We start from the raw sequence: 26732 nt of genomic DNA, 5'->3' as shown, positions 1-26732 counted from the left end.
TAAATACAAAAACTCAACTTTAAAACATAGACAACAAATGGACAAACCCATTTTTAACTAAGTACTGTTAAGATACGCTTTGTCCATGGCGTTTTAAATTTAACTAACTTCGTTACAGTCAACTATTAAAACTATTTTATCATGATTTTTCGGATTTTTACTCTCATTATCTTTTGCTTTTGTTCTAGTTTATTTTCGCAAGAAAAATCAATTTCGGAATTAGAAAGCGAGTTGCTAACTATAGAAGACTCAGAGCAAAAAATTAAGGTATTAGAAAAATTATGGCAAAAAACGACTTACGAAAATGAAACTGAAGCCATAAAATATGCAACAAGATCTATTGAATTAGCAAAGACCATTTCTAATAAAAAGTTGTTGGCTAAAGCTTACGAACAATTAGGTATCTCACATTCTAATATATCTAATTATAAGATTTCAAATAAAAACTATAAAAAAGCTATTGTTTTACAAGAAAAGCTTGGTAATACCAACCGAATAGGAAACATTTTAATAAATAAAGGAATAAATTTTAAAGATATTGGTCAGCTAGATAGTGCTTTACATTATTTAGAAAAAGCCAAAGGTTACTTAAAAGCTATTAATACTAAACAAGATTCATCGCTTTTAGCTAAATACTATGGCATAAAAGCTAATTTTTTAATGTCTAAGGCCTTCTATACACTAGCGTTAGAAAATGCAACAAAAGCCGCTAAGCTTAGTAAAGAACTCGGTGATATATTGAGATATGCTGATAATTTACAGATAATAGCCGATGCAAATGAATCTCTAGGAAACAAAGATATTTCAATAGATTATTTCAAAGAAAGCCTAGCAATTTATCAGAAAGAAAATGACACCTACTTTGAAGCTGATGTATCTATTAAAATAGGTTTTTTATACTCTAATTTAAAACCTATTGAAATTGATAGTGCCACATATTATTATAAAAGAGCAACAAACTTAGCTCATAAAATTGATGTACCCTCATTAAAATCCAGAGCGCTTATTGACCATGCAAAATTGTTAATAAAAATAAACAAATTTGTTAAAGCAAAGTTGTTATTAGATGAGAGTAAGATAGTAGCCGAGAAAATAAATGACACTTTCGGTTTGTCAGATATATACCTTAATAAAGGGTTAATAAACTTAAGAACTAACAATTTAAATAAAGCAAAAGAGGATATTGAAAAAGCATTTATTCTTAAACAAAAAATGGGTTTGTTATCTGGTATAACAGAAGCTACAAAGAATTTAGCAATTATAGAATTTAAAAAAGGAAATTTCAAGGAAGCTTATAAACTTCAGAAAGAATTTAAAATCCTTTCGGATAGTATTTATAAAAAGGAAAAAGTGATTAAGTTTGATGAACTACAGGTACAGTTTGATACTCAGAAAAAAGAAAGTGAAATCGCATTACAGAAAGAAGAAATAAAAACACTCAATGCACAGGCAGAAAACGACAAACTCACTAAAACGCTATATAGTATTGGAATGATTTCATTTTTGACAATCGCAGGCCTCCTCTACTTTGGTTTTAAACAACGTATTAAGAAAAATAAAATTGAACGCGAAAAACAAGAAGAAATCTATAAACAAGAAATAGCCTTTAAGAAGAAAGAGTTAGCGTCCCAAACCTTGCATCTGGTACAAAAAAATACCTTTATACAAGAGCTCAAAGAAAATTTAGAAAAAATAAAAAAGTCGCCAGAGCTTTTTAAAGTTGAATTTAGACGTTTGGTAATGCTGCTCAAAAAAGAAAGTGCAGAAGACAAAGATTGGGAAGTTTTTAAGTCTTACTTCTCTGAAGTACATAATGACTTTGACAATAAAATTAGGGCTATTGCCAGCGACATTACTGAAAAAGAGATAAGACTGGCTTCATTTTTACGCATGAATCTATCCACAAAAGAAATTGCATCAATGCTCAATGTGCTACCAGACAGTGTATTAAAATCTAAATATCGATTAAAGAAGAAACTTACCCTAAATAAGGAAGCCAATTTAACGCAATTTTTAAATACACTATAAACTTAAGGCTTATCTTTGCATTGTGATAGAAAATGTCCCAAAAAACAAGCAATTAATACTGTTTGATGGTATTTGTAACTTATGCAATAGCAGTGTGCTATATGTTATAAAGCGAGATACTAAAAACAAGTTTATGTTTGCTCCATTGCAAAGTAATATTGGACAGTCTATTATTAATGAGTTTAGTATAGATACCGTAAAAATAGACTCAATTATACTTTACAAACCCAAAGAACGCAGAATTTTTCATAAGTCTTCTGCAATATTACGTATAGCTAAATCTTTAAGTTTTCCAACTAAATTAATGGCGGTATTTTTTATTGTTCCAAATTTTATACGCAATTGGGTGTATAATTATGTTGCCAAGAATCGTTATAAATGGTATGGCAAAAAAGAGGCTTGCATGATACCAACTCCAGAATTAAAAGCTAAATTCCTTGAATAAAAAAAGCCTCTTAGTATGTATTCTAAAAGGCTTTTTTAAATTAACAACTTACTTAAAACTAATTTAATTTAATTTAAACAAAATTTAATTCGTATTGAGGGATGATAACGAATTGGTTAATAGCACATCATTTTGTTTATTCAAAAATAGGATATCATCAACTTCTGTATAAAAAAATTCGATATAAGTCCATTTATAATTGTTCTAAAAGTTAAAAATGCAAATAACATCTATAAGATGTATTAAAAGTCATAAGCTCACTAATTGAGACTTAGCGTTTACCTTTTATAATAGATATTACACTCATTTTAAGTTTTGGGTTTTTGTATTCCATAATAGTTTTGATAAAACTTAAACTCTAAACTATTATGAAAAACATATTGAAATTCTTATGTATTATCTTAAGTATACAATCGATAAATGCTCAACAAGAAAGCAAAATAACTGATGTAACTGTCTATCTCGATGGTGCCGAAATCAACCGAAAAACAGACATAAATTTAAAGTCTGGCACTTCAGAATTTACGTTTAACAACTTGTCCCCTTATATTGAAGAAAGCAGTATTCAGATTTCAGGATTAAAAAAAGCTTCTATACTATCCATTAATTATGGCATCAATTATTTGTCTAAGCAAAAACAAAACGATTCAATAACAGCTTTAAAAGATCAGCTAAAAATCCTGGATGGTAAAATTCAAAATGAGTACGATCTAATTTCTGGCTATAATGAAGAGGTTAGTCTTATTCAAAGTAATAAAAAACTTGGCAACTCCAATAAAGTAGTAAATCTTGAGCAATTAAAGTCTTTTGCTACCTACTATAGAGAACGAATTACCGAATTAAAAATGGCAATTCATAAATCTAATCGTAGAATTGAAGATTATGGAAAAAAACAAACAGACATAAAACAACAACTCGTAGAGTTTAATGTTGATGATAAAGTGCAAACTGGTGAAATAACCATAAAACTTAATAGTGATAAACCTTTAAGCCTAGACTTAAACATTAGTTACAATATTAAAAATGCAGGGTGGTTTCCTATTTACGATTTAAAGGCAGATAAGATTAACACGCCTATAAATTTAGAATATAAGGCACATGTATTTCAGAGCTCCGGTTGCGACTGGAAAAATGTAAATCTGGTGCTTTCTACTGGAGATCCTAATACTAACAACGAAAAACCAATAGTTAACCCTAAATACCTAAACTTTGTTAGTACTTATAGTAATTACCAATCTCAACGTGCTACAAGGAGTTATAACTATAAGTACAATCCTTTAGTAAAAACGGTTACTGGCGTCGTAACAACAACAAGTGATGGTTTACCATTACCAGGAGCAAATGTTGTTGAAAAAGGGACTTCTAATGGTGTACAAACAGATTTTGATGGTCGTTACTCCTTAAAAACCTCAACTGGTAACACATTACAGTTTTCGTATGTTGGTATGAAAACCGAAGAGCTACCTATTCACTCTAGTACTATGAACGTTGCCTTAGATGAAGATAATGCATTAGAAGAAGTAATTATTGCAGGCTACGGGACATCAAAAAATGGTTACGCTAGTTCTGTAACTAGCATAAAATCTGAAGATATTGTCAGTGACTTGTATGGTTCTGCTTCTGGTATTAGAATTAGAGGAGCAAGTTCCGTGAATAGTAAAAATAGTTTACTATACATTATAGATGGCGTACCTGTAACTGCTAAAGCAGCAAGTAAAATTAACCCAGATAGTATAGAATCTATTGAGGTATTAAAAGATGCAAGCTCAACCGCTCTTTATGGTTCCCGAGGAGGGGATGATGGAGTAATTATAATTAAAACTCGTAATACAGAACAAAGAAAAGAAAATGACTTAGGTATAATTATAGAAACAGGACTGACTAACACAAGCTTTAAAATAGACAAAACTTACAGTATCCCATCTGATGGAGATGTAACGGTTATTGAGGTAGACAAATTTAGTGTTCCTGCTAATTACGAATATTTTACCGCTCCTGTTTTAAATGAAAATGTATTCTTAACTGCAAAAATTGGTAATTGGGAACAGTATAATCTATTACCAGCTGAAGCTAATGTATATTTTGAAGGTAGTTATTCTGGTAAAACAAATATAAATCCAGGAGCAACCACAGATAGCTTAACAATTTCTCTTGGTGTTGACCCAAATATTGTTGTTAAACGTACACAACGTAATGATTTTAAGAAAACAACATTTATAGGAAGTAATAAAGTTGTTTACAAAGGCTTTGAAATTGAAGTTAGAAACAATAAACAATCAAACATTCAATTAACGCTATTAGATAGAATTCCTATCACTCAAAATAAATCTATTAAACTTGATGATATTGAAACTGGTACTTCAAAATATGACAAAGAGAAAGGTATTTTAAAATGGGTTATTAGCTTAGAATCTGGTGAAACCGACAAAGTTGAACACTCATATTCCGTAAAATATCCCAAAGGAAAACGCGTTAATCTTTAACTCATTAAAACATTACGTTTACTTATTAAAAAAACCAATACACTCAGTATTGGTTTTGTAGTTGAGACAACTAAAGTACTTTAGATCTGAGCTTATTTTTAGTTAATGGTTTTTAAGCTTAGTAATTCTAAACCTCAAAGCAAGATGATGTTAATTTAACCCTAGCTTCTGTTAGTTAGGAACGAGTTAAATTCTATAAAGAGACTTGTCTAACCTCTTTTATAGTGTCAACAAATGATAGACCGAAACATTTAGCTTTGGGGTTTTTACTCGGTAAGAGCTCTAACTTATATGGTCACTTAATGCATTTACTTCAAACTACTCAAAATAAAATCCAAATTTTGGTTATTGTTATCATTCTTGACATAAGCATCAGTATAATATCTAGGAGTAATGGCTAAGCCTAGTTCTTGAAGTTTTTCTATAGTAGGTACATATTCTTGACTCACTTTTCCTGTAAGTAAAATGCTTAAGTCATTACCAGATTTTGCATATTTATAGACATTACGCAATCCTCTTAAATATAAATGATCCTTAGTAAAACCTCCACCTCTATGTACTCTAAGTGTTATAGCAAAAGCCTTATCTCTATTTAACTTATGCTGATTGTGCAATAAATGAAAGGTATCTGAAAAATTATAACCTTTATTTAAACTATTTACAGCTAGGACTCTATACGCCAGCTCTTTTAAACGTTCAATGGTAAGACAGCCACTCATAAACTCAGAATAAACCGCCAAACCTTCTTGGGTTTCAACATTATTAGGTAAACCATTAGAAAACACTTTTAATGGTTGATATAAACCATTAAAAGTAGTAACCATATGCACACCTATTTCGTGATTGGTTAGCACTTTTAACTGATTTAAACTGTATTTATGACTTTTTCGCAACACCAAGGTTTGAGTATTATTCAAAACCATAGCTGCTGCAGAAAGATTATTAGATATTTTTATATTGTATTTAAAATCGTAACGCTTAGAAAACTCCTTAAAATATTCTTTTGCTTCGCTCGCATTATACATAGGAAGCATTTGTTCGTCAAATTCTGAATCATCAAAACGTAGTATAAACTTTGCGTTTTCGATATCTTTTTCTGTTGGTGTACCAAAGCTCTTTAAACTATTGAAATAGAATTTTCTACCTTGTCCAATGGTTTGAATACACTCAATTAAACCTGAATATTCATAGATAACATCTTCGTATAATTGTCTTATGTCTTCGTTCTCAATACGTTCTAAACGCTGCGAAAAAAACAAACGATGCAACTTATAACCATTGAATCTTACTTTTCGGTACTTAAATTCTGGTTCATAATTATATTTTGAAGCGAAGAACTTCTTCTTTTCAGAAGCAATATTTAGCGGATTAATATAATTGAGCAATTCAATATTTTTTACCAAACGGTTAAGATTAGCATCAATATCAAATAATTCTTGAAATTCTTCAGTGGTTTTAATTTGGGACATTATTATTTAAACGTATTATAAAATTCCTTGGCATGCTTTGGCAAAAGTATTCGTAATTGTTCTTCAACAGCAGTAACTACTTCTGGGTAATTAATCTGCTTATACTCATCACAATAGACCTTTGCAATTTCGGTTGCCAAAACTAAGGTATTCTTAAAGTTTTTAGTAATAAATTTTAAAAAATATCCATTGCCTTTAAATGTGTCATTAACTTTAGCCGTTTGTTTTATACCATGTGGCAGATTTATACTCTCTAAGGCTTGCCTCCAAGTTTCAACCTCATTACCAAAGCGTTTGTTATCAATATTTGAGGTTCCTAAATTCCATGTTGGCACTTCCCTATCCCACCGTTGCCAGTTATAACTGTGCATGTCGTATACTACACAAACACCAAATTTCTCTTCAAGCTTATTAATTAAAGCATGTACAGCTGTGTAAAAGCTGGTATGCTTTTGCAAGCTTTTTTCTTTTTCTTTTTGAGGCAAAGGGTTTTTCCAGAGTTGTTTTCCCCAAGCAGTATCAAATACTGCATTATCTGGATCACGATTTAAGTCATACTCAAAACGCGAATCACATCCTGCAATTACAATAGGGTGGGATATCACCATATTTTTAGTTTCTGGATCTTCTTCGTACCATCTGTCATATTCAGAATGTAAACAATTCTCCCAAAGGTCTTTTCTAAACTGATGACCATCATGCACTGCTCCGCATACATAAGGCACATATTTATCTATTTTTAACGTAAATGAATAATCCTCTGAAACCGCATGAAAAGTATCTTCAGATTCAATCTTTAATATGATTTGATTAATGGTCAGTTTTTCCATAATTATGAAAACGGATAAATAAGATAATTTGCAATTAAACCAACAACTAGTATAATAAATAATACCCAATATATTGCCAAATAGGTAGTTTGCTCTTCAATATCAACAACAGTAGTTTCTGTTAATACATCATGCCAACCATTATTAAATAAAAAAGAAATTTGATTTAGTGGGATATGTCTAGACAAACTTCTACCTAAAGCTTTGGATAACGTCAAATTATTTTTATTAGTACTAATTATTTTTGAATGGCTAAGAATTTTAGATGGTGTAGTGCTAAACAAATATTCAAAAATCGTATAGTACAATACAGTAAAAATGAAAATTAAAATTGGGATAGCAATATCTTTAAATTGGCCTGATGAACCTAGCTTATGCGAAACAAGAATCAATATATTTTGCATAAATTCGGTTGCAATGCTCAGAAAGATAATTAGGTCAAAAATAAAATGAAATAATCGTTTCCAATTACTTGATTTATTATAGACATCAGTAGAACTTTCTTTGTTGGTAATCAGTCTTGTGTTACTATTAAAATGTTTTAAAACACTATAACTAATTATAATTAACAATAACCATGTTAGCACAGTATATATTTCTAAAGCCCAATTATAACTATATTGATCTCTAGTAATAAAACTAAAAATTTCATCAAATTCTTCTCTAAATATTCTTTTAAATAAAAAATCAGCCAAATTAAAAATCGATCCAATAAAAATGATTGCATAAGAAAAATAAAGTAGTTTTCGTTCTTTCCCTTTTGATTGCATATATATAATTGCCCCAATAATCATAGTAACAATTAAGAATAACCTTAGTATATCTAAAGCCACATAAGTACCACTTGGCATTTCTAGATAAAGAAGTGCCCAGTTCGTTCCTAAGAAACCAAAATAAACAGGAAGTACATCAAGTAAATTAACTAATCTATTACTTGTAATAAAATATAATACTAAACTTACAAGACTACTGCAGCAAAGAATTAGTGTGATTTTTGCAATATAAGTAATTACCCACTTAGAAAAGTTTGTAAACATAGAATTTAGTATAAAAGTTCTTTATTACAAAGTTTTAAATAAACGCTCAAGAGATTTAAGCATATTACGCTCATTAATATTAAACTCCCCATCAGAGAAAAATAGAGTTTTAATATCAGCTAACAATATTTCAACATCATCTTTGTCGTAATTATGCTGTCTTAAACTCGTCATTATTTTTTGAATACCTTGATAATCATTATCATTATCAAATTCGTCATGAATATCCTGAAACGTTTGCATATCTACTTTAGAGATAATAACATCGCGCTCTTTATTATCTTCTTTAAAATCTGAATTGGCAGCAAACAATAGTATGTATGCAACGAGCTCATCTCTTGTCCAGTCGATTGTTTTCATTTTATAGCTTTAGAGTTTAATTTATACGTTCAAATTTACGAATAGATTCATCATAAGTTGACAACTTAAAAGTATAAGTTTTATCGCTTAGCGTATCTAACATTACTGTTAATTCCACGGATGTCTCCAAGTCTTTATCCCAGCCTGTACCAGCTAAAGCAAAATGACTATTTTTCGAATCCTTTTTTCCTATTAAATACGGAAACTCATTTTTTTGAAAAAACCGAATAGTATCATTAGACACTATTATTTTTTGCATATAAATGGGTTGCCCAACATTATAAAATGATATATAAAACTTACCAGAATCTTTAATATCTAAATCAGAAAATCTAATTATGGGTTCTGTAGTATTATTAATGTTTGACAGTCTTAATTTTTCTTTTGAATCTAAAAATTCTACCCCGCAAAATGTAAATCCAATCATAGGAAAGTAATTGTCACATATACCATTTTCTAAATCTTTCCGGCTCAATGTTATGGACTGTAAGTTTTCTTTTTCTTTGTTATAATGACGATCTATGAGATTTAGTTTTATACCCCTCATAAAAAGAAAAGGCACTATAGTTACCGAGTCTTTGGTAATTTTAGTAACCTTGGCATAATTGTATGTTTTTTGAGCCTTAAATCCTTTTATACTTTCAAACTGAATATAGTCGTCAGTTTTTAAAGAGTCGAATTCAGAATAAACCTGTATATTTTGATTTGATATTCTGTTTTTTTTCCATTGATACGCACTATAGTAATCATGGAATGCTTTCGATTTTAATACCCAAAAACAAACAGCAATTAAAACTATTATAATTACACCTTTTAATAATTTTATTTTTGAATTAAAAAGCTTCATTTACAATCGATTATGCTTCATCAACAGCTTTACGTAATCGTGCACGTCTATCAAAAGCTTGTAGTTGATCTAATACTTTGCTTTCTAAAAAATCAACAACTTTTTCTTCAACTTTTCGCTTATTCTTATAGACTTTATTAATATATGTAATTCCACCTGGAGACATTACATTAACTTCTACTAATTTCCCACCAATCACATCAATACCAACAAAGTATAGTCCATCTTTCACCAACTTAGGCCCAATTTGTTTGCATAATGCTCTTTCAGCTTTTGTTAATGTATGTTTTGCTATACTACCTCCTGCTGACACATTAGAACGGTGATCATCAGAACCAGGAATACGTCTCATAGCACCAACTGGTTCTCCGTTTAGTAATAAAATTCTAACATCTCCTTGATCAGCACCTTCTATATAATCTTGTAAAATGACATAATTTGAACCTCCATCACCAGCTGAGATGTAGAAATCTAATAATGAATTGATATTATTCATAGCAGATTTTTCAATAAGAATAACACCAGAACCACCAAAACCATTTAGAGGTTTTAATATCATTTTATCTGCCTTAGATTCTTTAATCTGTTGCACTAAATATTTTTTGTTTTTTGACACATGAGTATTAGGAATAATATTGCTATGCGCATCACCAAAAGCTGCTGTATAGAGTTTATTATTAGCTTCTCGCATGCCTTGTAAGGAATTTACAATAAAAACATCGTCTTTTACAGAATCCAAAAAATTAAGCATTAAGGGGTCTAGAGGTGGATTAGCTCTAAAAAATATAGCATCAAAACCTGCTAAGGGTAACATTTCTTCTCTAAGTTTTGCTTTGTTGTAAAATGATTTTAGTGTAGAAGGCACTTTATCCATTCTGCCTATAACATTACAAAACGCATTGGTAACACTATCTCTAATGGTAAGGTTTGCAGGTGTACACATGGCTACACCATGTCCTCGTTTTGCACACTCTTTTATCAAGGCTAAACTCGTATCATTTTCTGGGTCTATATTTTCCCATGGATACATTATAAAGCAAATATTCATCCTAATGAGTTTTAGTTAGTTATCTATAGTCTTTAAATTTAATAAGTTTTAATGAACATGAAAAATTATTTTACAGCCTCGTAATTATCATCCCAATTTTTTATGTTGGGTTCGCCTAACTTACCTATAGATTTAGCTACAACCATAGATACAGTAGCATCTCCAGTAACATTAATCACTGTTCTACACATATCGAGTGGTCTATCTACTGCAAAAATTAGAGCTAAGCCAGCTTCAGGAATTCCTGCATAGCCTAAGACACCAACTAACATTACCATACCAGCTCCAGGAACTGCGGCACTACCTATAGAAGCTAACGTAGCAGTAGCTATAATACCTAATTGAGTCCCGAAACTTAAATCTATACCAAAGGCTTGAGCTATAAATAAAGCTGCTACCGCTTGATATAAACTAGTTCCATCCATATTTATAGTAGCACCGACTGGTAGTACAAAACTTGACACTTCTTCATCGACACCAAGGTGTTCAGTAACTCGTTCCATTGTTACTGGTAATGTTGCTGCACTACTGCTTGTAGAAAAAGCTAATAACTGTGCTGGTGAAATTCCGTTTAAAAAGAATTTTGGGTTCTTCTTTGTGTAGGTTTTAACAACAAAAACATAAATAATAACCATAATAAGTAAACCACCAACCACAGATAGTGCATACATAGCTAGAGCAGCAAAAAGGTCAGCGCTTGGTGATTCTGCTATTAAAGCTGCTAGAAGTGCAAAAACTCCATATGGTGCTGCTAGCATAATTAAATCAACCATTTTTAATATGACATCATTTACACCATCAAAGAAATCTTTAACTGGTTTCCCTTTAATTTCAGGGATTAATATTAAAGATATACCAAAAAAAACTGCAAAAAATATGACTTGTAACATATTTCTATTACTACTTGCAGCTTCAAATATATTGCTTGGAACAAGGTCTATAAGTGGTTGTAACGGACCTTTATTTTGTTGGTCTTTTGATGCTTGTTGCTTTGCAGCTGCATCATCAGCATAAGCATTTATTAATTCTGTTCTGGTGTCTTCTGTTAATGTGTCCCCAGGTTGAACTAAATTTACAACTATAAGGCCTATAGACACCGCAATAACAGTAGTCATAACATAAATAACGATAGTTCTTGTGCCCATTTTAGATAAACTAGAAATATCTTTTAAATCAGTGATGCCTTTAATTAAAGCTGCTAGTATTAAAGGAATAGCAATTAATTTAAGCGAATTGATAAAAATGGTTCCAAAGGGTTTTATCCAGTCTTTAATAAATTGTGCTCCCCATTCAAAATTAATCATTAAAAGCGCAAAAAGCACTCCTAATACCATTCCAATAATTATCCTCCAATGTAATGCTAGTTTTTTCATACGTTCTTTTTACTCTGTTATACCTTCTAAATCTAATAAAAAGGCATAATTCAATGCTGTTTTTTTATAGCTTTTAAATCTACCAGATGCACCACCATGGCCAGATTCCATATCACAATCTAAAATAAGAAGGTTATTATCAGTTTTAAATGCTCTTAGTTTAGCAACCCATTTTGCTGGCTCCCAATATTGCACTTGACTGTCCCAATAGCCAGTAGTTACTAATAAATTTGGATAGTCTTTTGCTTCAACATTATCATAAGGTGAATAAGAAAGTATGTAATTATAATATGTCTTGTCCTTAGGATTTCCCCATTCATCGAATTCAAATGTTGTTAAAGGAATAGATTCATCCCACATTGTTGACACAACATCGACAAATGGCACTGCAGCTATTACACCATTCCATAATTGAGGTTCCATATTAACAATTGCTCCCATCAACAATCCTCCTGCAGAACCACCATAAGCATAAAGATGATCGCTACTTGTATAATTTTCATCTATGAGGTGTTTACCAACATCAATAAAATCTGTAAACGTATTTTTTTTATTTAATAATTTGCCATTTTTATACCAATTGTATCCCATTTCTTGTCCGCCACGAACGTGAGCAATAGCATATACAAAACCTCTATCTAATAAACTTAATCTTGATATACTAAACGATGGATCTCTACTACTTCCATAGCTACCATAAGCATATAAAAGCACCGGAGTATTTTTATTTATATCAAGTCCTTTTTTATGCACTAAAGACACAGGCACATTTACACCATCTCGTGCTGTTACAAAAAAACGTTTGCTCTCATAATTATTAGAGTCAAAATCACCGATAACTTCTTCTTGCTTTAACAAATCTTGTGATTTGATTTTCATATTGTAATCATATGTAGTACCTGGTGTTGTTAATGATGTATAATAATATCTAAAAACATCTGTGTCAAAATCCAGGTTTATGCTAGAATATGTAGCATAAGCTGGATCATTAAATTTAATATAATGATCATCGGACTCATCCCATCTTATTACTCTTAATGTGCGTAAGCCATCTTTTCTTTCACTTAAAACTAAATAGTCCTTAAATAAATTAAACCCTTGTAAAAACACCTCATCTCTATGTGGTATAACATCTATCCAATACTCTTTTGTTGTATTATTTAATTGTGTTTTTACTAGTTTAAAATTTTCAGCATTGTTATGATTAGTTCGAATATAAAAGTGATCGTCATAATGATCAACTGAATATTCTAGGTTTCGTTCTCTTGGTTGAATAATTTGCCAATCAGCATTTGGTGTATTAGCATCTAAAAAACGAACTTCTGTTGAAACTGTTTGACTACTATAAACAAATAGGTAGTCATTAGATTTTGACTTGGTTATAAAACAATTAAATGTTTCATCTTTTTCTTCATAAACCAATTCATCATCAGACTGCGAAGTTCCTAAAACATGCTTATATATCTTATTGTTTCTTAATGTTTGAGGGTCTTTGGTAATGTAAAACAAAGTCTTATTATCATTTGCCCAAACAAAACTTCCAGAAGTATTATCTAGTTTATCGGTTAAGAGTTTATGATGCTTTACATTTTTAAAATAAGTTGTATACTGACGTCTAGATATAGTATCTACTGCATAAGCTAATATTTCGTTATTTGGACTAAATGTTGAACTGCCCAAACCAAAATATGCTTTCCCAGCTGCAAGTTCTGGCGCATTGATATAAATTTCTTCATTCTCAGTTCCTATTCTCTTTCTGCAATACAAGGCATAATCAGCACCTTTTTCGAATCGTGAATAATAAGTATAACCATTGTAATCATATGGTATAGACTCATCATCTTTTTTAATTCTACTAGTTATTTCGTTGTATAACTTTTCTTGTAATGAATCTGTATGCGTCATTGCCTTTTGAGTATAGGTATTCTCAGCATTTAAATAATCTAAAACATCTTTAGTTTGAGCGTCTGGTTCTTCAAAACTCTTTTGGCTGTCGCTCAAACGCATCCAAAAATAATTGTCTATTCGTATATTGCCATGTTCTAACAAGGTATCAGCTACTTCTTTTGCTATAGGTTGTTCTATAGACCTATAAGACATGTTTCTTTCTTTTTCTGACATTTCATTATTCTTACAATTTGTCAAAAAGGAAATCGAAAGAATTATTGCAAATACTTTTAGTTGTTTCATTTGTATTAGTATTTATATTATTAGAAGTTTATAACTCTTGCTTGCGTAAAAGCATATAATCTGCCAGAACCAAAGCAGCCATAGCTTCTACAATTGGAACAGCTCTTGGTACAACACAGGGATCATGTCTTCCTTTACCTTGCATTTCAACGGTTTCTCCTTTACTGTTTATAGTGTCCTGCTTTTGTAATGTTGTCGCTACTGGCTTAAAGGCTACTCTAAAATAAATATCCATACCATTACTAATACCACCTTGTATACCCCCAGACAAATTAGTTTGGGTGCTTCCATCTTCATTAAATTTATCGTTATGCTCACTACCTTTCATCTTAGCACCACAAAAACCACTACCATACTCAAAGCCTTTTACAGCATTAATAGATAACATGGCTTTGCCTAGTTCTGCATGTAACTTATCAAAAACAGGCTCACCTAAACCAACTGGTACATTTTGTAATACACAGGTTATTGTTCCGCCAATAGTATCACCTTGTTTTTTAACTTCTTGTACTTTAGCAATCATTTTTTCAGCGGATGTTTCGTCTGGGCAACGAATAGCATTAGACTCAATTTTAGAGAAATCTAGGTCTTCATATGGTTTATCAATAAAAATGTCACCAACAGAAGAGGTAAAGGCATTAATTTTAATAGTCTTTATAAATTGTTTTGCAATAGCTCCAGCTACTACACGACAAGCCGTTTCCCTCGCAGAACTTCTTCCACCACCTCTATAATCGCGCACACCATACTTTTTATCGTAAGTATAATCGGCATGACTTGGACGGTAAACATCTTTAATATGTGAATAGTCTTTTGATTTTTGATTGGTGTTATATATAATAAATCCTATTGGTGTTCCTGTTGTTTGCCCTTCAAAGATACCTGATAAAAATTCTACAGAATCTGGTTCTTTACGCTGAGTTACAATTTTAGATTGCCCAGGTTTACGCCTATTTAGCTCATTCTGAATGGCTTCAAAATCTAATTTTATACCTGACGGGCAACCGTCTATAATTCCACCTATAGCCTTTCCATGAGATTCACCAAAAGTAGTGAGCTTAAATAATTTTCCGAAGGAATTTCCTGCCATTAAAACTTATTTTACGCTAATGTAATTGTATTATCACAGAAACAAAAATCATGGTGAAGTTTTCGAAGTTCAAAATTGATTTTAAAAGAAGACTAATGAGATAATTTTCATAACATTGACTTAACATTTTCCTTATAGTTAATTAATTGTGTCTTGATGTCTTGGTAATATTATTTACTGTTATTTGTAAAAAATATTTCTGGTACTATTGAATCTAAAAAGGAAAGTTGAAATAGCAGTAATATCTGATATACATCTAGGTACTTATGGTTGTCATGCTAAACAGTTATTAGCATACCTTAATAGTATTGAGCCAAAAAAGCTAATTCTTAATGGCGACATTGTTGATATATGGCAATTTAAAAAACGATACTTTCCAAAATCTCACCTAAGCGTTATCAAAAAAATAATGAATTTTGCAGCTCATGGTACAGAAGTAGTATACATTACAGGAAACCATGATGAGATGCTGCGTAAGTTTGCCGATACCGAAATTGGCAATATTTCAATTGTAAATAAATTAGTCTTAAATCTTGGCGGCAAAAAGGCTTGGTTTTTTCATGGTGATGTATTCGATATTTCTATACAAAATGCTAAATGGTTAGCAAAATTAGGAGGTCATGGTTATGACATATTGATTTTATTGAATCGTTTCGTTAACTGGTGTTTAGAAAAAATGGGAAGAGAACGTTATTCTCTTTCAAAAAAGATAAAAAACAGCGTAAAAAGTGCTTTAAAATATATACATAATTTTGAGCAAGTAGCTACAGATTTGGCCATAGAAAATGGTTATGATTATGTTATATGTGGTCATATACATCAGCCAAAAATGTTGGTTAAGGAGAATAAAAATGGTAAAACCACATATTTAAATTCTGGTGATTGGGTAGAAAATTTTACTGCTTTAGAATATCAGTTTAAACGTTGGAAAATCTACAATTACAGCAAAGACAAACTCTCTGTTTCCTTTACAAATGAGAATATAAAAGGTATGGACACCAAGGATTTAATTGCTGCAATAACTATTGTCGAAAAGCCAAAAAAGCAAACACATAAGAAGAAGTAAAATGTTCTGCTATTGCCTTTATGGTTATATATAGAATATTATAAAATTTCTAACTCAGATTTAATAGAAGTTACTATATTTAGTTGTACTAAAACATTTCTTATTTTAAGTTAAAATGCCCAGAACTCTATACCGCATTTATGTTGTTGAACTATCGAAGCGCGTCTATACAGAAAATTCTAAATTTAGAGCTGCTAATCCTCAATTTAATGGTGTGCTTCAGTGTCTTTATGTAGGTATGACAAGTAAAACACCCAAAGAGCGTTTTTTGCAACATAAAACAGGTTACAGAAATAAGAAAGGTTATAAGCTATCTTCTAGTATAGTAGAGAAATATGGCTTGTATTTACGCCCTAGTCTTTATAATCATATTGATCCTTTTTTTTCGAGAGAAGAAGCCTTAATTGCTGAAAAACAAATTGCTTTAGAATTACGAAGAGAACGTTACGCAGTATGGTCTAACTAGTTACCAGAAAGTTTTTCAAAGTTTCTTCATAAATAGATTCGTACATAGGCACTATGTTATGTAAATCGAACTTTTGAGATTGAATTTTAGCATTGATTTTAAATTGATTTAATGTTTCAATATTCTTTAAAATCTTAATAGCTTTAACAGTCATATCTTTAACCGCATTAACATCACTTAAATAACCTGAAAAGCCATCTTCATTAACTTCTGGCAAACCACCAGTATTAGTGGATATTACAGGAACATTACTTGCCATTGCTTCTAAAGCAGCCAATCCAAAACTTTCGGTTAGAGAAGGCAATAGAAATAAATCACTAAAGCAAAGAATTCTATCTATTTCGTTACTATTACCAAAAAACACCACTTTATCAGAGATTCCTAATTGCTCCACTAAACGTTCAGCTGGTTCTTTTTCCGGACCTTCACCTACCATCATTAATTTAGCTGGGATTTCTTTCTGAATGTTATAAAAGATTTTGATAACATCTGGTATTTGTTTTACCTCTCGCATGTTACTTATATGCGTGATGATACGTTCATCTTCATTCGCCATCATTTCGCGTTGACAATCTGTAAAACTATGCTGATGCTTTTCTAAGTCTATAAAGTTTGGAACGACATGAATATCTTTTTTAATATTAAAAAGACGCATTGTATCCTTCTTTAAACTATCTGAAACTGAAGTAACAGCATCAGATTTATTAATACTAAAAGTTACTGCAGGTTTATAAAACGGATGACTTCCTACTAAAGTAATATCAGTACCATGCAATGTGGTAACTATTGGTACATGTATACCTTCATCTAATAACATTTGTTGCGCCATATATGCAGCATAGGCATGAGGTATAGCATAATGCACGTGTAATAATTGAATATCGTGTAGTTTCACCATATCCACTAACTTGCTTGATAGTGCTAACTCGTATGGTTGATAATGAAATAAAGGATATTCTGGCACATGTACTTCATGAAAATGTAAATTATTACTTAGCAGTTCTAATCTTACAGGCTGACTATAGGTAATAAAATGAATTTCATGACCGCGTTTAGAAAGTTCTAAACCTAATTCTGTGGCTACCACTCCACTTCCACCAAATGTTGGGTAACAAACAATTCCTATTTTCATTTAAAAATTATAAGTATTAAAGTTAAAATGTGCATAAGTAATTAGCCTATAGAGTCTCAAGTCTTTTAAAATACTTACACCTTATTTAAAATTTATAAAGTTATATGTTTTATCGAATAGGGTTTTAACTTTAAGTACATTTTAACTTATAGCACTAACCCATTATTCAATAATAGCTTCGTAAATTAGGCGTTGAATTTCAGTTCTAATATTTTCTCGCAATAAAAGATTTTTACCCGCTTCCGGATATGTTCGGTTAGCCAGGAAAATATAGAGAATCTCTTCTTCTGGGTCTGCCCATGCATAAGTACCTGTAAAACCCGAGTGTCCAAAACTAGTCATAGATAAACAACCACATGTTGGTCCTTCCTCCCCTAATTGCGGTTTATCAAACCCTATACCGCGTCTATTATCAGCATGACAATAGTGACATTTGGTAAATTTTTCTAACGTTTCATTTTTAAAATAACGCTTTCCTCCATAAAATCCTTTTTGTAAATACATTTGCATAATCTTGGCTACATCATTAGCATTACTAAAAATACCCGCATGACCTCCTATACCTCCTTGCATAGCTGCGCCCATATCATGCACATATCCATGTATTTTTTTATATCTGTAGTAGTTGTCAACTTCTGTTGGTACAATATCTTTTAAACTGAATTTTTTTCGTGGGTTATAGGTCGTATGGTTTGCGCCTAAAGATTTATAGTAACGATCTTGGGTAATCTCGTTTAAGGATTTATCGTAAAACCCTTCCAAATAATTTTTGAGTATGTAATATGGCAAATCACTATATCTGTAACGTAAACGGGATAACAATTCGCTTTCTTTTATAATATCTTGTATGGAATCTTGATAGTCATTTCTCATAAAAAGCGTATTAGTAACTTCTACATTATAGATACCTGTTCGCTTACTTCTGTAATATTTAGGGTCTGGTTTTTTGGTTACTGAATCTAAGGTAGCATAGTAGAATGGTATCCAGGGTTTTAATTGCGCATAATGCGATAACATCTTCTTTAATGTAATATCTTTCTTGTTAGTCTTTTTATATTCTGGTAATAATGTTCCTAACTTAGAATTTAAAGATATAGATCCCTGTTGCTCTAATTCCATTACCACAGGAAGTGTTGCCAGTATCTTTGTAAGTGATGCAACATCATATACATCGTCAAAATCGACTTTATTCTTTTTTGAATAGGTGTGATAACCAAAATTTTTGTTATAAATCACTTTACCTTTTCTAGCTACTAACATTTGAATACCTGGTGTCATCCTTCTGGTTACTGCATAATTTGCAATAGAATCAATTTTGCTTAAAAGCTTTGAATCTACACCTACACGTTCTGGTAGTCCGTAACTTAAATTCAATAAAGTATTATATGTTTCACCTGTTTCCAATGGAAAAAATGGTCCGGCAGTTACTGGCAACTTACCTTTAGCTCCAATAGCTCCAAAAATTAGTTGTGCTGATTTCTCTTGAGCTATTCTACTATTTTGGTAGCTCATTATAATTCCTTCTATATTTTCAATAGATAATAAATCGTTTAAGGCATAAGGTCTGGCAAACACATCGAGAACAACAGTGTTAGTTCTGGCAATTTCGTAAAGCCAAGCCATTTCGCGTTGAGAGAATTGAAATTTTTCCCACGGATTAGCATTAGACTTATGAAAACCTACAACAACGGTATTATAATTTTGAAGCTTAGAAATAAGACCATCTAGTTTATCAGCTTTTATTTCGTGAACTTTTGTATATTTTTTTAATTCGTTAAGAAAAATAGAGCCGTCATCATTGCCTAATGATACATAAGCAATTTTTTTAGTTTCCAAATCTCGGAATGGTAATAGTGATTTTGTATTTCTTAAAACAGTAATCGCGCTTTCCATTAAATTTTCATAAAGTACATCATCCTTAATACGATTCAGATCTTTTGAGAGATTATATAAACCTATTGGCGAATAGTTGTTTAATCCTACCTTATATTTTGCCATCAATATTTTCTTTACAGAATGTGCCAAACGTTCTTCTGTAATAACGCCTTCATTAAATGCTTCAATAAATTTCGCAATACCCTTTTTAGGATTTTCGGACATGAGCATAACATCATTTCCTGCTAAAAATGCCATTAAATCTATTTCTCCACCTGTAGTCAAACTTTTTGGAGCAATACCATCAACACTTTTTTCTACATAATCTGCAGCACCCTTCATGGTTAATGCATCAGTAAATATCAATCCTTTAAAACCTAGTTCTTCTTTAAGTATATCTGTAACTATGTGTTTAGATAATGAAGATGGAAACCCTCTTCTCTTTTCTAAACTTGGCACGTTGAGATGTGCCACCATAACACTAGACAATCCCTCTTTTATAAGTTGTCTGTATGGATATAATTCTATAGAATCTATACGCTCTTCACTAAACGATACTGTAGGCAATGTTTTATGGGAATCATCTTCAGTATCGCCATGACCTGGAAAATGCTTAGCATTGGCAAGAACTCCTGCGCTTTGCATGCCCTTCATAAAAGCCAAGCCCTTTAAAGTGACATTGTCCCTATCTTCACCAAAAGATCTATTGCCAATAATTGGATTTTTAGGATTGGTATTAATATCTACCACTGGTGCAAAGTTAAAGTGCACTCCTAATCGTTTACAATGCTCACCGATTTGTCGTCCGGTTTGTTCTATTAAACTGTCATTAGAAATAGCACCAAGTGTCATATTCCATGGAAAAGCATATGTAGAATCTAGACGCATACTCAAACCCCATTCTGCATCCATACCTACCAAAAGTGGAAGCTTAGAAGCAGCTTGTAATTGATTATTCAATTTTGCTTGCCTGTATGGCCCTCCATTAGAATAAATAACTCCGCCAATATGTTCTTTCTTAATTAAATCTACAACTTTGTTATTAGCTGCATCACTATTTTTAGACATTACCTGTACCATAAATAGCTGACCTATGCGTTCTTTTACAGACATAGAGTTATAAATACTATCAACCCACTTTTGTTGTTCTATTGGGTCTTCGGAAAGTAAAGGGTTATTAATGTATTCTTGTCCAAAATTAATTTGAACACAAAAACATATAAGCACAAGGGACAAATAACGCATATAAAATCTTTTATCGTTTTTTAATATGTAACGAATACTATGCCAAAATAGCATAATTAATAAGAAGTAAAAAGCCTTTGTGATACTTTTATAAACTGTATAATTAACAGTTATACAAATAACTATATCATTAAATCAATATGCCTATCGTGATAGCCTAATAAATACAAAACACCATCCAAACCTATGCTGGATATTGAATTCTGAGCATTGTCTTTTACCTTAGGTTTAGCATGAAAAGCAATACCAAGCCCTGCAAGATTCAGCATTTCTAAATCATTAGCTCCATCTCCTACTGCTATGGTTTGGGCGATATCAATATCCATATCATCAGCAAGTTGTTGAAGGTACTCTGCTTTTTTGTTTCCATTGACAATATCACCAATATAGTTTCCGGTTAAAACACCATCTTTAATTTCGAGTTGGTTAGCATAAACAAAATCTATATCTAGCTTCTCTTTTAGGTAATGACCAAAATATGTAAATCCACCAGACAGTATAGCGGTTTTATAACCATAATAATGTAACGTATCTATTAAGCGCTTAGCTCCTTTTGTAATCGGAAGCTTCTCAGCAACATCTTGCAACACATCTTCACTTAATCCTTTTAAAAGTTGCATTCGCTTTTCAAAGCTTTCATTAAAATCTAATTCCCCTTGCATGGCAGACTCAGTAATCGTTTTCACTTCTTTACCAACACCAGCACGTTCTGCAAGTTCGTCAATAACTTCGGTTTGTATTAGTGTAGAATCCATATCAAAACATACCAATCGTCGATTTCTTCTAAACATACTATCTTCTTGAAACGCTATATCTACATCTAACTCTCTCGAAATTTCCATGAATTTTGAAGTGAATTCTGATTTACTATTAAGCTTTCCGCGTATTGATAATTGTATTGAAGCCCTTGGATACTCTTCAGTTTTAACTAACGATGTTCTCCCTGTTAAGCGTTTTATGGAATCTATATTTAAGTTTTTTTCTGAAATAATTTTGGTGACTTCAGATATTTGTTCGGCTTTTAATTTTTCGCCTAAAATAGTAACGATATAACGGTCTTTTCCTTGTAAGCTCACCCAATGTTCATAATCTTCAAGAGAGATTGGTGAGAATTTTGCTGTAATACCTAACTCGTAAGATTTAAATAATAAATCCTTTAAAACTGCAGCAGATTTTTTACCAGATTTTATTTCAAACATTATACCTAAAGACAAGGTGTCGTGAATATTAGCTTGTCCTATATCTAATATCTTAGCGTCATATTCTGCTAAAACACTAGTTAAACCAGATGTAAGTCCTGGTTTATCCTGTCCTGAAATATTCAATAAGAAAATATCTGTAGCCACTTTTGCAGTTTTTATTTTAACAAGCTGTAAAAGTCAATATTCTATCTGAAAAATAAAAATTATTAAGACTGAGAATTTTACAATAATAAATGGGATTATCTATAAAATTCGTAATAAGGGGATATTACTTGATAAATCGGCTATGCCAGCTTTCACTTGCTGGTACTTCCCAATTCTCTTTAAATTCTGCAATATTAGTAACCAGATTATTAAAAACTATAGTGTTTTTTGAAATCGATCTGTTCTTTGCCATTTTTTTAAAATCTATTAATGGCTTATATGCTACATACTCACCTTGTTTAAAGGATACATTCATTTTATCCATTAAATCTACGCTATAGGCATTCTCTAGCTGTTGTATAAAGTGGACTGAAGCATCTATTGAACACCCTGTAGCACTATTTAAGTTTTGATCTAAGGCTATAACTATAAAACGTTTATAAACAATCTTATAACCTGCGCGCAAGTCTTTCCCATGAGCTGTCCATACTTCAATAAAAGTTTTAATTTTTGAATTTAATTCTAATAGTTCATCTTCAGAAAACGACCGGTTAGCTTGATAGATCCAAACTCTGGATTCCTCTGGTAAAGTATCAAATTTTACTAGCATTATAGTGCTTCTATCTTAGTTATTACTTTTTTGGTAATGTATTGCTTTTCACTTAGATCAAATAATTCTACTTCTTTAAAAGTGATTGTAAAAGATTTACCGAAATTTGATTTCTTCAATAAATCATAACCTTCAAACTCTTCAGTAATTAAGAATATGTGGTTTTTATCAAAATCGTCTTTGGCTTTAATATAGGATATGGCATCATTATTCATGGATACTAATTCTACTTCAATAGAAAGGTTGTTTTCTTCAGAATTGACAAAACCAATGATATCGTCTTCTTTATCTTCAATAATATCAACTAATTCTTCTGAAGAGAATATAGACATAAAATCATCTGCACACATAGTTGCCATAACTATACCTACATCCTGACCTATTTCTTCTATATCGTTTAAGGATTTTTTCTTATAGTATTTAGATTTACCTTTATGCGTGTTAAAGCTGGTAATCAGGCAAAGTCCTAAGGCTATTTCTTTTTCTTCCATACTATCAGAAGTCTTCAGCTTTTTTTGAGCTATGCACTCGCAGGTGTCTTCTGCCATAAGGTCAACTACCTCTTGCTTTGATTTTTTCTGCGCATTTAGGTTATTTCCAATAGCAAATATTATAAACAGTAAAGTGATTCTATACATCTAATTTATGTGTTTGCAATTAACTCGGCTATATCCATTACCGAAATTTCATTTTCTTTTTCTTTAGCTTTAATACCATCTGTCATCATAGTATTACAATATGGACAGCCTGTAGCAATAATATCTGGTTTTGTTTCTAAGGCATCTTCCGTTCTTAGTACATTAATGTCCCTATCACCTTTTTCGGGTTCTTTAAACATTTGCGCACCACCAGCTCCGCAACATAAAGCTGTATTTTTACTACGCTTCATCTCAACCAAATTGGCATTGGTTTTTTTAAGTACATCTCTAGGCGCTTCGTATTCACTATTGGCACGACCAAGATAACATGGATCGTGAAATGTAATACGTTTGCCTTTATAAGTATTGCCTTCCAGAGTTAAACGTCCAGAACTAATTAATTCTTTTATATACTGCGTATGGTGCACTACATCATAGTTACCTCCTAAGTTTGGATATTCGTTTTTAATACAATTAAACGAATGCGGGTCGCAGGTTACGATACGTTTTACTTCGTAAGCATTAAGCACTTCAATATTCATAACAGCTTGCATCTGGAACAAAAACTCATTACCAGCTCGCTTAGCGACATCACCTGTATTGCTTTCTTCCGTTCCTAAAACTGCAAAATCAACATTAGCTTTGTTTAATATTTTTACAAAGGCTTTTGTAATTTTCTTAGCCCTATCATCATAGCTACCAGCAGAACCTACCCAAAATAAGATTTCTGGTTGTTTGCCTTCTGCCATATACTCTGCCATTGTTGGCACTTTTAGTTGCTCGCTCATATAGTATAGCGTTTAGTGTTTTGAAATATTTAGCTAATTTTTTTGACTAAATAAAAGGTTTAATTATCTATTCATCCTTCCAATTTAACCTATCCATTTGATTGTAAGGCCAAGGTGCTCCATTGTTTTCTATATTGGTCATCATATTATTCAATTCCATAGGTGCAGCACTCTGTTCCATAACCAAATAACGACGCATTTCTAAAATAATAGACAATGGATTAATACTTACCGGGCATTCTTCTACACAAGCATTACAGGTTGTACATGCCCAAAGCTCTTCGTTAGTAATATAGTCTCCTAAAAGCTGTTTACCATCATCTTTAAACTCCCCATTATTAGCATCTATATTTTTACCAACTTCTTCTAAACGATCTCGTGTATCCATCATAATCTTGCGAGGTGATAGTTTTTTACCTGTAAGGTTAGCAGGACATGCAGATGTACACCGACCACATTCTGTACAAGTGTACGCATTGAGTAATTGAATTTGATTGAGATCCATCACATCACTCGCTCCAAACTTGGCTGGCTCCTCATCTTCTGTACCTTCTGGTGCTGCTGCAAAAGGATCTGCATTTGGATCCATCATTAGCTTTACCTCAGCTGTAACCGCTTCGAGATTGTTAACTTTTCCTTTTGGGTCCAGACTTCCAAAATATGTATTTGGGAATGCTAAAAGAATATGTAAATGCTTAGAAAAGTATAAATAATTTAAGAAAATTAGTATACCAACTATATGCAACCACCATGCTGTACGTTCAACAGTATGGAGGGTCTCGGCAGACATACTTTCAAACCAGGGTGCAATAAATTGACTAATAATATTCCCTTCATTGGCTGTTTGAAAGGATGTATCTGTTGCATTCATCACCAAAAACAAACACATTAGAACAACTTCGAAATACAGAATAATATTACCATCATTCTTTGGCCAGCCTTTCATTTCTGAACTTAGGAAGCGTTTTATTTTTATAACATTTCTTCGTAACCAAAATACAATTACAGATACCAAAACTAGTACTGCAAGTATTTCAAAAGAGCCTATTAAAAATCCGTATACAGATTCTGGCAATACTTTTAATCCTATACGATGAGTACCGAATAAACCATCAATGATAATTTCTAGAACCTCGATATTAATAATTATAAAACCTATATATACGATAACATGTAAAAAACCAGAGACTGGTCGTCTCACCATTTTGCTTTGACCGAGAGCTATACGTGCCATATTTTTCCAACGTTCAGACTTATTATCACTGACGTCAATTTTTTGACCCAGTTTAATGTTTCTTATTAGCTTTTTAATATTTCTAACAAAATAGCCAACACCCAAAACGAGGATAGCGGCAAAAAGAATGTTTGGTACATAATCCATATTAAAAATGGTCTAGTTTTTTTGATCTTTGGTTGGTGGTTGGTAAGGAATTTCTTTTTTAGAAAGAATTCTCCTATATCTTGCTGGATGCAGTTTAATATCTAGTAATAATTCTTCCATTTCTTTAGATGCCGCTTCAAGATTATTGTAAAGCGCATCGTCATTAAGAAGTTTCCCTAATGTTCCCTCATTACTATTAACACTTGTTAACAATGTATTTATGGACGATAGAGACTCATCAAACTTTGCAATTGTCTTTGCCAATTCAATATCCTTTAAATCATCTGAAAGTTTTGATAAGTTTTCGCTTGTGACATTAAAATTATTTAATATTGATGCTATTTTATTGTCATTTTCTTTTATAACTCCCTGAACAGAATACGATAAACTCTTAAATGATTTTAATGTAGCATTCAATTCTGCAATGGTACTTTTTATACCTGTTTCTGTTTCGTCAACAACCAAAGCGTTAAGGTTGGTCATTAATGTATCAGCAGATCTGATTGTGTTGTCTAAATCCGAACTTATATCTGAAAAGTTACCTTTTAAGGACGTTATAAGTCCAGGTTTTACTTCTGATGGAATAAAATCGCCAGGCTCGGCTAGTTCTTCATCATTAGTATTTACAATAGCTAATGCGTTGCCTCCCATTATACCTGTTTCGTATAAACGAATGACACTGCTTTTAGAAAATTTTAGTTTTGGTGTTACCGAAAAAGAAACTCTGGTTTTACCAGTTTCAAAATCGTATTTAATGTCTTCAACTTTACCAACTCTATTACCTTTAATAGTAACTACAGATGATGGGCTTAATGCATTATAATCAAATTCGGTATAATATGTTTCAGAATTATCAAATAGGTTTTCACCCATTAAGAATGACATTAAATATATAAAAAGTGCAATACCTGATAGTACCAGTACGGCTGTTTTAACTTCTCTTGAGATTTTCAATGGGCTAAGCTTTGATTAAAAACAAAATTAG

General features: G+C 31.7%; 22 protein-coding genes. 5 read left to right on the top strand and 17 right to left on the bottom strand.

The genetic code is table 11. The features are described from left to right. The first annotated feature begins 141 nt into the window (after window positions 1-141). From Q0912_RS06690 to Q0912_RS06680, 3 genes are all read left to right on the top strand, one after another. Window positions 142-2028, top strand: coding sequence for a hypothetical protein (locus Q0912_RS06690; protein WP_299113314.1), 1887 nt, complete (start codon window positions 142-144; stop codon window positions 2026-2028). Window positions 2029-2050: 22 nt separating this feature from the next. Continuing rightward, window positions 2051-2473, top strand: a complete 423-nt coding sequence (locus tag Q0912_RS06685) for a DUF393 domain-containing protein (RefSeq protein ID WP_299113312.1) — start codon at window positions 2051-2053, stop codon at window positions 2471-2473. 368 nt (window positions 2474-2841) lie between these two features. Beyond that, window positions 2842-4956, top strand: a complete 2115-nt coding sequence (locus Q0912_RS06680; RefSeq protein ID WP_299113310.1) for a mucoidy inhibitor MuiA family protein — start codon at window positions 2842-2844, stop codon at window positions 4954-4956. Window positions 4957-5264: 308 nt separating this feature from the next. Here the strand turns inward: Q0912_RS06680 and Q0912_RS06675 are convergent, their stop codons facing one another. The 9 genes from Q0912_RS06675 to aroC all read right to left on the bottom strand — a co-directional run bounded on the left by Q0912_RS06675 (window position 5265) and on the right by aroC (window position 15200). Beyond that, the gene (locus Q0912_RS06675) at window positions 5265-6425 is read right to left on the bottom strand and encodes a flavohemoglobin expression-modulating QEGLA motif protein (RefSeq protein ID WP_299113308.1); all 1161 of its coding nucleotides are present in this window, start codon (window positions 6423-6425) and stop codon (window positions 5265-5267) included. A 2-nt stretch (window positions 6426-6427) separates the two neighbouring features. Further along, window positions 6428-7255, bottom strand: a complete 828-nt coding sequence (locus tag Q0912_RS06670; RefSeq protein WP_299113306.1) for an N-formylglutamate amidohydrolase — start codon at window positions 7253-7255, stop codon at window positions 6428-6430. 2 nt (window positions 7256-7257) lie between these two features. After that, window positions 7258-8292: an RDD family protein gene (locus Q0912_RS06665; protein ID WP_299113304.1), complete on the bottom strand. Its 1035-nt coding sequence runs from the start codon at window positions 8290-8292 to the stop codon at window positions 7258-7260. Between the two features lie 24 nt (window positions 8293-8316). Beyond that, window positions 8317-8652, bottom strand: a complete 336-nt coding sequence (locus Q0912_RS06660; protein ID WP_299113302.1) for a hypothetical protein — start codon at window positions 8650-8652, stop codon at window positions 8317-8319. Between the two features lie 16 nt (window positions 8653-8668). Next, window positions 8669-9499: a hypothetical protein gene (locus tag Q0912_RS06655; protein WP_299113300.1), complete on the bottom strand. Its 831-nt coding sequence runs from the start codon at window positions 9497-9499 to the stop codon at window positions 8669-8671. Between the two features lie 10 nt (window positions 9500-9509). Further along, on the bottom strand, window positions 9510-10547 hold the full coding sequence (gshB, locus tag Q0912_RS06650; protein ID WP_299113298.1) for a glutathione synthase: 1038 nt from the start codon (window positions 10545-10547) through the stop codon (window positions 9510-9512). Between the two features lie 65 nt (window positions 10548-10612). Continuing rightward, window positions 10613-11920 (bottom strand): dicarboxylate/amino acid:cation symporter, encoded by a 1308-nt coding sequence (locus Q0912_RS06645; RefSeq protein ID WP_299113296.1) that lies wholly within the window; start codon window positions 11918-11920, stop codon window positions 10613-10615. A 9-nt stretch (window positions 11921-11929) separates the two neighbouring features. Next, window positions 11930-14110, bottom strand: coding sequence for a S9 family peptidase (locus Q0912_RS06640; RefSeq protein ID WP_299113295.1), 2181 nt, complete (start codon window positions 14108-14110; stop codon window positions 11930-11932). A gap of 28 nt (window positions 14111-14138) precedes the next feature. After that, a complete protein-coding gene (gene aroC, locus Q0912_RS06635) occupies window positions 14139-15200 on the bottom strand; it encodes a chorismate synthase (protein ID WP_299113293.1) in 1062 nt (353 codons plus the stop codon). A gap of 208 nt (window positions 15201-15408) precedes the next feature. Here aroC and Q0912_RS06630 point away from each other — a divergent pair, with 208 nt between their 5' ends. Continuing rightward, a complete protein-coding gene (locus Q0912_RS06630) occupies window positions 15409-16266 on the top strand; it encodes a UDP-2,3-diacylglucosamine diphosphatase (RefSeq protein ID WP_299113291.1) in 858 nt (285 codons plus the stop codon). A 115-nt stretch (window positions 16267-16381) separates the two neighbouring features. Then, entirely contained in the window at window positions 16382-16732 is a 351-nt protein-coding gene (locus tag Q0912_RS06625) for a ribose-5-phosphate isomerase (RefSeq protein ID WP_299113289.1), read from the top strand. Here the strand turns inward: Q0912_RS06625 and bshA are convergent. From bshA to Q0912_RS06585, 8 genes are all read right to left on the bottom strand, one after another. Next, complete coding sequence (gene bshA / locus Q0912_RS06620) at window positions 16725-17864, bottom strand: N-acetyl-alpha-D-glucosaminyl L-malate synthase BshA (protein WP_299113287.1); 1140 nt, start codon at window positions 17862-17864, stop codon at window positions 16725-16727. The two genes, Q0912_RS06625 and bshA, sit on opposite strands and share 8 nt — an antisense overlap. A 162-nt stretch (window positions 17865-18026) precedes the next feature. Further along, window positions 18027-20984, bottom strand: a complete 2958-nt coding sequence (locus tag Q0912_RS06615) for a glycoside hydrolase family 3 N-terminal domain-containing protein (protein ID WP_299113285.1) — start codon at window positions 20982-20984, stop codon at window positions 18027-18029. Between the two features lie 122 nt (window positions 20985-21106). Further along, window positions 21107-22330 (bottom strand): phosphoserine phosphatase SerB, encoded by a 1224-nt coding sequence (serB, locus tag Q0912_RS06610; protein WP_299113283.1) that lies wholly within the window; start codon window positions 22328-22330, stop codon window positions 21107-21109. 124 nt (window positions 22331-22454) lie between these two features. Then, complete coding sequence (locus Q0912_RS06605) at window positions 22455-22940, bottom strand: ABC transporter ATPase (RefSeq protein ID WP_299113281.1); 486 nt, start codon at window positions 22938-22940, stop codon at window positions 22455-22457. Beyond that, window positions 22940-23578, bottom strand: a complete 639-nt coding sequence (locus Q0912_RS06600; RefSeq protein WP_299113279.1) for a hypothetical protein — start codon at window positions 23576-23578, stop codon at window positions 22940-22942. The genes Q0912_RS06605 and Q0912_RS06600 overlap by 1 nt, the downstream gene beginning before the upstream one ends. A gap of 5 nt (window positions 23579-23583) precedes the next feature. Continuing rightward, complete coding sequence (locus Q0912_RS06595; protein ID WP_299113277.1) at window positions 23584-24366, bottom strand: (Fe-S)-binding protein; 783 nt, start codon at window positions 24364-24366, stop codon at window positions 23584-23586. A 67-nt stretch (window positions 24367-24433) separates the two neighbouring features. Continuing rightward, the gene (locus tag Q0912_RS06590) at window positions 24434-25747 is read right to left on the bottom strand and encodes a (Fe-S)-binding protein (protein ID WP_299113275.1); all 1314 of its coding nucleotides are present in this window, start codon (window positions 25745-25747) and stop codon (window positions 24434-24436) included. 12 nt (window positions 25748-25759) lie between these two features. Then, window positions 25760-26701, bottom strand: coding sequence for an MlaD family protein (locus tag Q0912_RS06585; protein WP_299113273.1), 942 nt, complete (start codon window positions 26699-26701; stop codon window positions 25760-25762). Between the last annotated feature and the right edge of the window lie 31 nt (window positions 26702-26732).

This window comes from uncultured Winogradskyella sp. (genome assembly GCF_947498345.1).
In the GTDB taxonomy this organism is placed as follows: domain Bacteria; phylum Bacteroidota; class Bacteroidia; order Flavobacteriales; family Flavobacteriaceae; genus Winogradskyella.
This window is presented reverse-complemented; position numbering and strand designations above follow the sequence as displayed.